The 12510-nt window shown below is 43.5% G+C and carries 12 protein-coding genes and 1 pseudogene; 9 read left to right on the top strand and 4 right to left on the bottom strand.

The window, feature by feature from the left end:
- Window positions 1-419: 419 nt before the first annotated feature.
- From ACFPYJ_RS20220 to ACFPYJ_RS20200, 5 genes are all read left to right on the top strand, one after another.
- Window positions 420-941 carry a hypothetical protein gene (locus ACFPYJ_RS20220; protein ID WP_379190018.1) on the top strand — a complete coding sequence of 174 codons (522 nt, stop codon included), beginning with the start codon at window positions 420-422 and terminating at the stop codon, window positions 939-941.
- 144 nt (window positions 942-1085) lie between these two features.
- Window positions 1086-1556, top strand: a complete 471-nt coding sequence (locus ACFPYJ_RS20215) for a hypothetical protein (protein WP_379190017.1) — start codon at window positions 1086-1088, stop codon at window positions 1554-1556.
- Between the two features lie 208 nt (window positions 1557-1764).
- A complete protein-coding gene (locus tag ACFPYJ_RS20210; RefSeq protein ID WP_379190016.1) occupies window positions 1765-1953 on the top strand; it encodes a hypothetical protein in 189 nt (62 codons plus the stop codon).
- Window positions 1926-2510, top strand: coding sequence for a hypothetical protein (locus tag ACFPYJ_RS20205; RefSeq protein ID WP_379190015.1), 585 nt, complete (start codon window positions 1926-1928; stop codon window positions 2508-2510). Before ACFPYJ_RS20210 ends, ACFPYJ_RS20205 begins: the two co-directional genes overlap by 28 nt.
- Window positions 2511-2923: 413 nt before the next feature.
- The gene (locus ACFPYJ_RS20200) at window positions 2924-3388 is read left to right on the top strand and encodes a VOC family protein (RefSeq protein WP_379190014.1); all 465 of its coding nucleotides are present in this window, start codon (window positions 2924-2926) and stop codon (window positions 3386-3388) included.
- Between the two features lie 392 nt (window positions 3389-3780).
- Here the strand turns inward: ACFPYJ_RS20200 and ACFPYJ_RS20195 are convergent, their stop codons facing one another.
- The gene (locus ACFPYJ_RS20195) at window positions 3781-5046 is read right to left on the bottom strand and encodes an IS110 family RNA-guided transposase (RefSeq protein ID WP_379190013.1); all 1266 of its coding nucleotides are present in this window, start codon (window positions 5044-5046) and stop codon (window positions 3781-3783) included.
- Between the two features lie 509 nt (window positions 5047-5555).
- Between ACFPYJ_RS20195 and ACFPYJ_RS20190 the strand changes: the two genes are divergently transcribed.
- Together ACFPYJ_RS20190 and ACFPYJ_RS20185 are read left to right on the top strand one after the other, a co-directional pair.
- Entirely contained in the window at window positions 5556-6497 is a 942-nt protein-coding gene (locus ACFPYJ_RS20190; protein ID WP_379190012.1) for an aldo/keto reductase, read from the top strand.
- Window positions 6498-6944: 447 nt separating this feature from the next.
- Window positions 6945-7982, top strand: a complete 1038-nt coding sequence (locus ACFPYJ_RS20185; protein WP_379190011.1) for a DUF4238 domain-containing protein — start codon at window positions 6945-6947, stop codon at window positions 7980-7982.
- A gap of 115 nt (window positions 7983-8097) precedes the next feature.
- Here the strand turns inward: ACFPYJ_RS20185 and ACFPYJ_RS33215 are convergent.
- Window positions 8098-8397, bottom strand: a pseudogene (locus ACFPYJ_RS33215) (IS110 family RNA-guided transposase); the annotation flags it as partial.
- A 317-nt stretch (window positions 8398-8714) separates the two neighbouring features.
- Between ACFPYJ_RS33215 and ACFPYJ_RS20180 the strand changes: the two are divergent.
- A complete protein-coding gene (locus ACFPYJ_RS20180; protein WP_379190010.1) occupies window positions 8715-9788 on the top strand; it encodes a Gfo/Idh/MocA family protein in 1074 nt (357 codons plus the stop codon).
- A gap of 256 nt (window positions 9789-10044) precedes the next feature.
- A complete protein-coding gene (locus ACFPYJ_RS20175; RefSeq protein ID WP_379190009.1) occupies window positions 10045-10212 on the top strand; it encodes a hypothetical protein in 168 nt (55 codons plus the stop codon).
- A gap of 489 nt (window positions 10213-10701) precedes the next feature.
- Here the strand turns inward: ACFPYJ_RS20175 and ACFPYJ_RS20170 are convergent, their stop codons facing one another.
- Window positions 10702-11499 (bottom strand): class I SAM-dependent methyltransferase, encoded by a 798-nt coding sequence (locus ACFPYJ_RS20170; protein ID WP_379190008.1) that lies wholly within the window; start codon window positions 11497-11499, stop codon window positions 10702-10704.
- Between the two features lie 539 nt (window positions 11500-12038).
- A partial coding sequence (locus tag ACFPYJ_RS20165) for a transposase (protein WP_379190007.1) occupies window positions 12039-12510 on the bottom strand: 472 nt, incomplete at its 5' end.

Genomic DNA, 12510 nt, shown 5'->3' with positions numbered 1-12510 from the left:
GATTGAATACCGGTGCGCGCTGGCAGCATAGCTTTTTTCTAATGTCTACTTGACAGGGGTATGACCATCGGGTCAGCCTTTTTTATTTACGGTGGTTTCATATGTAGTCTGGGAAGAAGTGAATAAGAACCTTCGAGAACACCTGTGGCCGCACCTGGTACAACGATTTTGAACTAAACTAACTGGCAGAAGAATCCGGAGCGATGAGGATTGAGTTTCCATCAGACAAATAATAAATCGAGGACTTCCGAATGAGGGAGTTTTATGACTGGAGCAGGCGCCGCGGCGACCTGCTCCTGATCGTTGAAGTAACGGGCAGATTACTTACACTTTGTTTTAGTAAAACTTGGTAATGAAAAAAAGAACGCAGGGCAGAATATAGAGGGGAAGTACCAACCTTAAAAATGGAGGTTACCCAATTGAAAAAACTCTATATTGGGCTGTTTACTGCTTTCTTTATCTTTGCTTTGTCTGCTTGTGGATCAAATAAAGAGGTGTTTGAACCCAAAACCCCAATACTAAAGGTCGAAGATGTTGTTTCTATGCAAGTTGTTGGGGGACTCCACGGTACAAAGCCTTCCCCCTTATATAAAATCTCGGATGCGACTGGAAAAGCTCTGATCACAAAAATTGTAGGCTGGATTAATTCTTCAGTTCCTCTCGGTACTCAACCCGAATATGGCAGGCACGGATACCCTATGATATTAAAAATTCAAATGAATGTAGGTAAGCCCATTTACGTTGAGCCCGGCTACAAGTGTGTTACGCTAAAAAGTCCTCCAACTGATATACACATCTCCGAGCAAACACAAATTGGCACAATGAAAAGTTGTGGCGCAGTAAAAGACGAGATCGTTCTAAGTAATACCTCAATAAACTTACGAGCAAAATCTCCCGAATTGTATGAATGGTTGAATAGGAGGTGGAAAACAGAACAATAAAACCTTGAATTCTAGGCTATTTTCCCCAAATTAACTTGAAGTATCCTGCCAGTTAGCGTAGCGAAGGGCTGCCGCGCGGCAGCCCTTCGGCATTATGCTATCGTGCCCGTTAACTCAACTAAAAAGTCGAATTGGGGTTAAGTAATGAAAAATATTCAAATCGTATTTATAGTTGTCGTGTCCATCATTATCCTGACCGCTTGGAACTCATCAACAACGCAATTACTAAAGGTTGAAGATATTGCATCAATGCAGGTTGTTGGGGGGTTAGCAAGTACGAAACCTTCCCATTTGTATCAAAGCACTGAGGAAATTGGAAAAATCACAATAACAAAAATTGTTGACTGGATAAACTCTTCGAAACCAATTGGTGGTCAAAAGGAATATGGCAAGCACGGCTACCCAATGGTTATAGAAATAAAAAAGAATGACGGTAAGATCATAACTATTGAACCAGCGTATAATTGTGTAACCAAAACATATGCTGGAGGCCGTACAAAAACCTGCATATCCGTAAAAGGCGAAATCGTTCTCAGTATTGACTCGGACAGGATTCGTGCGGAATCACCCGAATTGTACGATTGGTTAAAAGAAGGATGGAAAAAAGAAAAATAAGAACTTTTTCAAGCTTGTCAGCCTTTTTCCGCTAAAGAAATACCTAAAGTAATAAAGATTCATTACGAACGGGCAAGGTTAGTTTGGTGGTAGACTTGAATTAATGAAGTGAAAATGACGAGGTGTTATATTCTCATGAAAAAAATTATAGATAACGCACAAGGGGCTGATATTTATTAATAAAAAGAAGAATAACTCCAAGGAGTACATGAGTGATTTTTTAGCTCTTAGAAAAATTGTTAATGAATTTGACCCAGTTGGATTAATTGGCGTGGGAGCTCCTGAAGATGAACATGATAATCTGACACAAAAACTCATTCGTAGCTTATACGACCATAAGCTAGAAAGTGTAAAGGATTTATTAATTGATTGTTACGAAGAGGTGGAGACAAATTAGAAGGAACAATGGCAACATTTCATGCATTTGATATTGAGCATTTAATTGAACTAAATCAGAAATATAAAAAATATTCTGATCTGGTTCGTATCCCCATTGGCCAACGTGTTTACTTGAAGAGATCTCGGGATATGGAGCTGCCATGTTTTTGCTTTTATATTTTAAAGCAAAGTATGTTTGATTGTCCAAATAAAGAGGGAAAGCACAGCTTAAAGGCGACGGTACCAGCATCATATTTTAGGGATTTTATAGACAATCTAGACCCCCAAGAAGTAGAGAAGTTAGATCAAAAAGATAAGCCTGCTGTTATTTTTATACATGATTATAAGGAGTTTGAACAAAGAATTATCAATGCTCTTATGGCATTAGGACTAAATAGAGAAGAAATAATCATTGCACGCGTTTCCTATATTGATTTTAATAAATACGGTGAATATGGTTGGTGGGATTTTGAACAGAGAACACCTATGGAATTAGCAATTAAGCATAATCGCTTTGAAAATCAAAGTGAAGCAAGAATAATCATACGGATGATGAAAGAATTAAACAGATTTTAGAAAAACCAATAGAAATTGGCTCACTAGAAGATATTGCTACAGTAAGTAATAATTATCTTCATGGAGGAATGTCGGTAGAAATAACTGTCGACTTGGAATTATTGGACTGAAGAATTTTTATGAATTATCAAGAGAAACGACAGATTTTAAAGTGGCAACTTACTCGAATTTATGTATGGCTTTCGGAACTCATCATTAAACTAAATGGAAACGATAGTACAATACATCAATGAAAAGGCAGCCATTCAATCGGTTGCCTTTTCCCCCGTTAATGGGCAGGATAGCATAATGAACAAGTGAAAAAAATATAAAAAATTACATATCATCCATGTGTAATAGTGGTAAAATTAGAAATCGTTGGGTGTGGTATGTGATCATTATTGATTTAAGATATTGAGAGGGAGGAAACGGATATGCAGGCAAATGAGGACATCAAAGTGGAAGAAAGACTGGAAGACATTACGGGTATAACTTGTATTTACGTACCAGTAAATGATGTTTACGAGTCTATTAAATGGTACCAAAAGAATTTAGGGTACCAACCTGCAAACAACGACCATATTGAGCCTGGGATGGTGATGGCTGTTTTGAATTTTCCCGATCGGAATGGAAACCTGCCTTCACCTGGTTTAAGGCAAGTTGTACCCGCTCTGTTCCTTCACAAATCGGACGAAGAAGGCGGTCGATTACGCTTTTCATGGCCATTGGACAGCGGCAAACCCCATGCAATGGCATGTTTCATTACTCCACGGATCGAGGAGCTATTTGAACGTTTTAAGGAAAACGGAGTGAATATTTTAGGAGAACGGGTGACAAGCGGACCAAACATAACGTTCGCTGATCCTGACGGTAACATATGGGAAGTTTGGCAACCATAATCGATTAAACAGATCTATTACGCTCCCTCGAAATGATTCAGTTTCCTCACTCAGACTCATGAATTCGCAGGATTTCACCCTGTAGTCAGTATGAAGAAGGGGATGGTGGTGAAGCCGGTTGCTGGAAGACGAAGAATGGAGCATGCGGAAATAAAGGTGAAGAATCTATCACCCATATTGTTCCAAAATGCGCACGTCTCCACTTCGCCCTAGCGATTCTCGCTCCCATGTCTCAACGGGTCATAGCCCTTTCATTCCTTCGTCACATCTAACTAAGGGGTGGAGGTCGGTCTTTCTAACGGAACGGGTCCGAGCCCTCTTGCGTAACGTCTCCCGATACTCCGTGCTTCTTGTCATCCTGCGAATGCTTGAGCTGGTGAGATCGACTGATCTTAAGCTGCCTGTGGGAAAACTCTGGTTGAATCGTAAGACTCGCTGCTTTTTGCCAGGCTGACTAACAGACGAGCTACTTTGCTACATAATTTCATGATGGATTTCATCTTCTTTAGATTCTTTTTTTCCACATTGTAACGGTGCAAAGCCCGGATTTCCGGGTTCGTCATGACCATACACATCGTCATGAGATAGAGGAAATGACGCAGACGTGGCCGACCTCGTTTGCTAAGCACCATCTTTCCTCGCCACTTTCCGGAGCTGGCCTCAGCTAGATTCAATCCGGCATGCCGCAGCAACGCATTTCCGTGCGAATAGCCACTTAGATCACCGGCCTCACCGAGCACACCAGCTAGACACGTTGCACTGACGCCTCGTATTTCAAGCAGCTTTTGCGCGTAGGGAATGCGTTCCAGAATGAGATGGAGCTCATGCTCGATCTGTTCCAGTTGGCGCTGTGCCAGGTCGTATTCTTCAAGCAATTGCCCAAGATGAAGTTTGTAAGCATGGAGTGCTTTGATGGTTCCGACACTCGATTTTGCAAGTGAAATGAGCAGTTCAGCGCGCTTAACACCGGCATGACGCTTCACGTATTGCTTCCAACCGTCGAGGACCTGTTCCGTGCTTAACCGACTGATTTCACTCGGTAGAGGAAAGGTTCTGAGCGTTGCGATTGCACTGGTGCAGGTAAGGATTTTAAAGACTTGGCGCAGCTCGGGGAAGACAATGTCTACCCAACGATGGATCTGATTCACTGCACTGTTGAGACGTTTGGTAACCGTTTCTCGATTTGCCATGAGAATACGCAGCTCCTCATAGGTTTCCGGATGGAAACGAACGGGGGAGTAGTACCCGTTTTTGATCATATCTGCAATGACAAGGGCATCCTTACGATCGCTTTTAGAAGGTGAGTTGTCCCGGTTTTCCTTGTTCTTTTTGACGAGATGAGGATTAACCAGAACAGCTTCAATGCCTTGAGCGATAAGCCAACGAGCTAGGCTGAACCAATAGTGGCCGGTGGGTTCCATGCCAACCATGACGCTGCTCAGTTTGTAGGTGCTGAGTAGATCCTGAATCCAACGTTCGAATAGCTTGAACCCTTCACGATGGTTGCCAAACTCGAGCGGAGTGCCAAGCGCAATGCCACGAAAGCTGACGGCGCGGGCCACGTGGACTTCCTGTGCGATGTCTACGCCAACGACCAGGTGATGAACGGTAATGTTTTCAATCCGTTGATTTTGCTTGTCCTGTGCTTTAAAATTCATAGTAGAGCGACCTCCTGATGGGCTTTTTGAGGCTTTTGACCTCGTGCGTAACCCCATCGTACCGGGGCGCTCGTTTTTGTTCAAACGCCAAATTATTCGTTTTACAGGAATTCTAACGGGTACTTTAGTTCAATAAGCAGGGTCAAAGTAACTTTACTCTATTCTGTCGAAGTCCTTGATAATCAAAGGCTTTTTTGTTTTGGATGCATAAGTTGCCGCCGCGTGGCGTACAGGTTAGGCATTGAGTTCTCGTCTAAATCTAGAGTCTGAATCGAACTAAAATTATGGGACGTTCATTTTTTTTGTTAATCGTAATGTAATTTCCTGGATCGGTATGAAAATTGATGACTAAAGTTGGGAGGAGTTATTGGGATGAACCCGAATTAAATATTATTACAAAAAATGCGGGAGAAATTCATGAGCGAATTTTTCGTAAGTAGTCAATTTTCGATTCAAGGCATATCGTTTTGTCCCTGTACATATCGATTCGAGAAAGGAGTAGAAAACTAATGAAGTACGCAAAACTCGGCAGAACAGACATGGAAGTGTCCCGCATTACGTACGGCGCAATGGAGCTGGGAGGAGGTAACGCCTTCTCAGGCGGATGGACTCGCTGGGAGCTGAGGCCCGAAAAGGACAACATCCGGCTTCTCCGCCAAGCCTTTGACAACGGAGTAAACTCATTCGATACCGCTGAGCTCTATGGGGCAGGACGCTCAGAGTTTATTGTAGGAAAAGCCCTAGGCGATGTAAGAAAACAATGCGTGATCGCAACTAAGGTAAGCGCTCATCACCTACGGCCCAAAGAGATCCGTACGGCCCTGTGGCAAAGCATGTTCCGGCTGAACACTGACTATATCGACTTGTATTACATCCATACGCCTAGTAACGAAATCCCGATCGAGGAGTCTATGGGAGAGCTGAGCAAGCTGAAAGAAGAAGGCGTTATTCGTGCCATCGGTGTATCCAATTTCTCGCTAGCTCAGCTGAAGAAGGCCATGCAATACGGACGGGTCGACGCGATTCAACCGGAGTATCATATGCTCCAGCGCAGCATCGAAGACGATTTGCTTGGTTATTGTTTGGAAAACGACATCAGCATCATGAGCTACAATTCACTCGCCAAGGGGATTCTAACCGGAATTTTCCACAAAGGCAAAGAAGTGACAGATTTTCGCAAGGAGAGGCCTTTATTCCAATCAGCAAACCTGCTGAAAACCGCGGACCTAATCCGTCTCTTGGAGGAAATAGCCGCAGTCAAGGATGCCACTCTCTCGCAAATCGCAATTAGTTGGCTGCTACGCCAAAAGGGCCTGACCTCGGCGATCGTGGGCACGCAGAACGAGAAGCATTTCTTTGAGAATCTGCATTCCATTGACACAGAACTGACCGAAGAGGAAGCGACCAAGCTGGACACCGTAAGCAAGCAGGCACTAAGAAATCTCGACTAAACATCTAACAATTTGTTCAATACGTATACGTAGGCTTCAGGATTTACTTATAACTTCTGAATGTGTTAATAAGGCGACCAGGGGTTGGTTGCCTTATTTTATAATGGAGTTAAACATCGTTGAGCATAAGGGCAGCATAGCGGCGGTTCAACTAACGACTTTAAACATTCAACTAACGGATACGAGATAGTAAAACAGCGGTTGCTTCGGCAGCCGTTTTTGTTTTTCTCCGCTAACGGGCAGTTTAGCACAATAAATTGGCACTTCAAAAAATCGAACCAATAAATCCATTATACGGTAAAATGGATTGTACCAAGTGCGCCACTGATCGTTGCTCCATCTCCTGTTCGTACTGCTCGACGGTCTTGTCTCATTTTAACAGGGATGTAATGCTGTCTCCGGGGAGAGCAATGGCAGCGGTAGAACATTGTTTTTGGAGGTTAAACATTGGAAACTAACGCTTTATACCACCATCTCACTCCAAGGGTTTACATGAAACCTTGGTATCATAAAGAAAACTTCCTTTATGTAGTTAAAAAGGGAGTAGATGATTTAGGCACAGCTGTTAACACAAAAAAGAAGTTTGCCGGAATAGATGATTATCACACCATTCGAGCAGGCTATTTGGTGGCCACAGAAGAAGAATGCGCGGTATTTTTTTCGCCTTTAAAAGATTTTAAGGTTTATATTGAAGGCGATTGTATCGAGGACAATAAATTTATGAATGCTCATTTTAATGATTATAAAAATTGGACAATCCGCTACAAGAACGGAAATATCGTTTCCCCAGAACTGAAAGAAGAGCTAAGAGCTAAAATATTGGGTCATCAAAAGAAAGATATCGAGGTAAACTGGAATCTTAAATATGAAAAATATTGGCACTCCATTCGTGATACAATTTTAAAAACACTCGAAAACAACACCACAGCAGAGACTATTCCCGCGATTAATCGTGAGATGTTAATTCGATTCTTCGTGTCTTTGAAATGGCGTTCGTTACCCTATCCGCGTGTTATCTTGGAAATTACTGACGAAATTTATGCCAGTTGTAAAAACATTCCCATACCAAATAGTGAACGTCTTTTGCCATTTCTCGAAACAGCATACGACGAGTTAATGCACAACCATATCTTGAGTTTGTTCAGAAAATACCTTAATGAGACAGGGGCTATTTGGAATGAAGCCAGATTTTACATCGATAACTCGACTATCGAACTTTTAATAGCTCCCAGCGATAGCGAATTCATATCGAGTGATAATTCAGTTTGTAGTTTCTTTACCAATCCAGAAGGAAGAACAGAATTTATTTTCCCCTTAACCCCCAATGTACTTTGTGCAATCCGCAAGGGCTTAACAGACAAGTACCTCATCAATCGCTTAACTAAAAACGGTGTTACATGGTACAACAATCACTTGAAAATCAATTGTTATCAGGGGTACTTCTTGAGGAGACAAAACCGAGAGATTTATTTTGGGAAAGGATGAAAGCCCTGTCACAGGTGGGAGGCAGCGAAGTTTTTCCTGCTTTGGTCAGTCGATGACATTCATTATTATTACAGAACCTGCTAAAAGTTAAGCTAAACGGGTACGTTGAATGAACCACCACGGCGATGATTTCCAGCTCAACGGTTCTGAGTTGCAGGCAAGCAAGGTCGTACTCATCGAGTAATTGCTTCAAGTGAAGCTTGTAGGCATTCGTGGCTTGTTTAGAACCAACAGAACGAATAGCAAGAGAGATAAGAGCTCGAGCTTTCCGCTCGCCAGAATGCCGTTTCATAAGTGTTTTCAAGCCTGCTATTACGTCTTGAGGCTGCAGCTTAGTCAGTTCATCGGGTGTTGGAAAAAGACGAAGTGTGGCCAACGAACCCGCGCACATAATACTCTTGAAGACTTGTCTCAATCCTCTTCACTGCCGAGGACCCGAACGTTCGGCGTATTGCCGGATGCGCGAAGGCACGATGCCGACGGAATCGCCTCCATGGCCCGCAATGTAGTCGCTCTGCCCAGTTCGACTTAGGTGTCCAGTGATCGTCAGGTTATTTGCTCCGTTCGCCACATTCAAGTCTGGACGCACAATCCTAGGGCGCGATTGACACAAAACTCCCTTTTGATTAACGGTTAACAATATCTGAATATTCGATAAAAAAAGTTCATTTTCGCCAAAGGAATCCAGAAGTTGTGTGGAGAAGCCATAATAACGTGACATAATCACGAAAAATGGGACAGAAGCTAAGTATTTGTATTTTCCAATTTAAAATTTATAACGAGGTGGCGAGAAATATGGTTCATTTGGCATTACTTGGCGCATGGCATGTTCATACCAAAAATTTTGTAAAGGAAGCATTAAAGACCGGAATAGCGGAGTTAAAAGTGGTCTGGGATGATGATGAAGAAAGAGGCAAAGCTTTTGCCGAACAGTTCGGGGTCGCTTATGAAGGCGACTTGGACAGCGTACTTAGCAGAAAAGATATAGATGCGGTAATGGTGGAGTGTGCCACCGCAATGCACAAGGAAGTCATCATAAAGGCGGCCAACGCCAAAAAGCATATTTTCACAGATAAAGCGCTGGCTCTAACGGTACAAGACTGTCTCGCGATCAAAAAGGCCATCCTCGACAATGGTGTGAAATTTGCTGTATCCCTGGAATCCAAGATCATTGGCCCATACCGCTACGCCAAAACGCTGGTGGATGAAGGCAAGCTCGGCCGCGTGACGTCAGCCTATTTCAGACGCGCTCATCAAGCGGCATTAGATAAAACCATGCTTCCAACATACTGGTTTGATCCTGCTCAAACCGGCGGGGGAGTGACATTGGATTTGGGCTGCCACGGATTATATCTTCTGCCGCATTTTTGTGGAATGCCCAAAAAGGTTACCTGCCTGATGAATGAACTGTATGGCACCGGAAGCGATGAAAATTCGACCACCATAATTGAATTTGACAGCGAAGCCATTGGTACTTCCCACACCTCATTTGTCTCTTACCGCATCGATAATTTGCTGGAGATCATCGGCACAGAGGGAATTCTGGTCATTTCCGGCACGAATAAGTCCAACTTCCGGGTATTGCTGCAATCCAAACATGTGCCTGGCCACGAAAACTTGATGCCGGTTCCGAGCGAGAACGTTCCGGAAGACGACGAACTTCCAAGCGCCCAGTTTGTAAGGCTGGTGTCGTCCGATACGGAGCTAAGCTTACCCTACTTTGACATTGATGCGGCAATTGGGATTACCCGTCTGATCGAATGCGCATATGAATCCGCAAAAGAACAAAGGCATGTGATGTATTAAGCTGTACTAGTCACTCGAAACAAATATTTGTTACATTCAAAATCTGATCGAACGACTGAACTAATGGATAACGATAGTTAAAACGAGGCTGCCGTAGGATTGAACGGCAGCCTCGTTACGCTAACGGGCAGTTTAGTTCAATAAGACCATATGCTAAAATTAGCATAAAGGTTTGTATAAGAGGTGCTGTTATGTCTACGTAGATTCTATGGTTATGGAGTTTTCTATGATGTTTAGAGAAAGGAGAGATTTTAAAATGGATCAAAAGAAAATCGTTTATTGGTGGACAGGTAAAGAAGAGTATGAATTTAAAGACGATCATAAAGGTGAATGTGAAGACTGTGGTGCTGAAGCAACTTTAAGCGAGGATAATGTTTGTGAAGATTGTCATATTATTTCTATGAACGAAGATGAAGATTTTTAATAAGAATACTTGAAAGAATATCCTTTCATTATTGGAGGTTTTTTAAAAAAAGTGTTGGTAACCTATTCACTTTATACGCGAAAAAAGAAATCTTGTAAAAATAAAAGCAAGCTATCTTATGTAACTAACGGAGGACGATAGCTTAAGAACGACACGACGGTAGCTGACTTGATGGTCAGCTGCCGTTTTCATTAAAGTAACGGGCAGGATAGTTGAATGACTCTCCATAACTCCGGCAGGCATCGAATTAAGCGGGAACGAAAAAGAGGAGCTGAGCTGCAGCTCCTCGGTTGATTCTGCAGGAAGATCATTTTATTGCGCTCTTAACTTCCTGCGACAAGGTTATAAAATCCTGCATTATATCCGGTTTTTTTATCAGGATTGGACTCGGATTTGTACTGCGATTGCAGTAGGAAGAGAGTATTGACTTTATTCATTACATCTACTTGGCTTTGAGATATCTTATCCCTGTTTACCTTGCCCACGATTTTACTTTCGGCAGATAAAGATCAGTTCATGGTGGTCTGCGGTAGCTGGTTCGTCGCTGAAATCTCCAAAGATCTGTATGTCGCTGAAGTCTGCGCGCTCAAGCATCAACACCAACTCGTTCTTCGTATAGTCATCCAACCTTTGCGTCTGAACTTCCTCCTTGATAAGGTCTCCTTCGTGCCACAGCCGGAGTCGCATCTGACGGGTGGCGACGTTCTCCAAGGGATCTGTCTCAAGTGACCGCGCAGCCATTTCCAGCTCCGTGCCGTCGGCCAGGCGCTGGCGCTCACTGGATGCGGGCCATCCCTCGGGTTCAGCCCGCCTGTACTCAGGCAACCTCGCCAGCCAAGCGGGCGGATCGTTCCATCGCGCTGTATAGTTGAATGCAAACGTGCCGCCTGGACGTAGATGCTCATGGCAGCGCTGCATTGCCTGCATAGTTAGACGACGCTCTCCACCGAGACCAATCACTCCGCAGGCAAATATCGTCCTGTAGCGCCTGGGCAGATCCAGCTCGTGCATTGCCTGCGCATAGAGCCGGGGTGAAAGGCTTTTCTTTGCTGCTCGCTCCTGGCAGACTGCAAGCATATCCTCCGAGTAGTCGCAGCCATCCACATCCAGACCAGCCTGCAAAAAGTGGAGCAACAAGCGTCCGCCGCCGCAGCCCAGATCAAGCGCCGGTTGTCCGGACGTCTCGATCAGCTTCTTGTAGTACGCCGCTTCCGGACCAACTTCCGTCCACAATTCGGCATGCGCCCGCGCGACAAGGCCATAGTGCCATATTTGGGGTCGTTGCATATTTTGATGACCTCCTTCGATATTGTTGAGGCTAGACCAGCGATAGTCAACGTACACACTGATGTCACATCGATCACCCGCTTTCATAGGAATGGTTTTACCATAGCATGGTTTCCAGATTTTTACTAGTCATGATGTCAGGTCATAAATTATTGTAATCATTCTGTACAGGACGCTTCTCGTAAAGCCGAATTATGGGACATTAAAATGTATTGTATAATGTAAAAGTGGCCGTCAACCCGTAAGTTTAGCAACTACGGGGAAGGTATCTTCTTTGTGTCCGTTATTGGAATACAATACAACTTCTTGTCTTTTGGAAAGGACAAGAAGTTGTGCCCATAAAATAAAAAGGCCGCGTGAAACGCGACATCAGGCTGCCGATAATAGGCAGCCTGTTCTATACTTTGGGAGATCGGTTAAGCTCCCATGAAAATTAAATCTCTGTTACTGTAAAAAGACAATAGTAAAGAAGACGCCGCGCACTCATTTTTTAAAAAGGGTGCTGCGCCCGAAATGAAGAAGATAGGCATTTTGAATAATTAGGAGACTTCAGTTATGGTCACAGAATAACCTAAGTTTTCTAGTCGCCGAACTGCGTACTTTACAATAGATTGTTGCTTCTGTTTGTCAAAATAATCTTCGCCTAGGTCCACATACATTTCTTCACGTGTTAATAGATAGTAGGCTATTCTCAACATAGCATGGGCCACGTTTATGGCAGCTCGTTTTTTGCCTTTTCGAGCAGCTGTACGTCTATACATGGCACCTAGGTCATTTTTTGACGCTGCAACAGAATGGGCGGCTTCAACTAAGGCAGATTTCAGATATTTGTTTCCGTTTTTGGCGGACTTCCTTTTTCCGGCACTTTCGTTATGTCCAGGAACGAGTCCAGCCCATGAGCATAAATGCGCAGCACTCGGAAACTGTTTCTTAATATTCGTCTCGATTTCCGCTAAGATTTGTTCTGCCATTCGAGTAGCTATACCAGGAATCGAATCTAAACGTTCGACT

Source organism: Paenibacillus solisilvae (assembly GCF_042656405.1).
Taxonomy (GTDB): Bacteria; Bacillota; Bacilli; order Paenibacillales; family Paenibacillaceae; genus Paenibacillus_Z; species Paenibacillus_Z solisilvae.
Note: the sequence above shows the minus strand (reverse complement) of the source record. Positions and strands in the feature narration are given on the sequence as shown.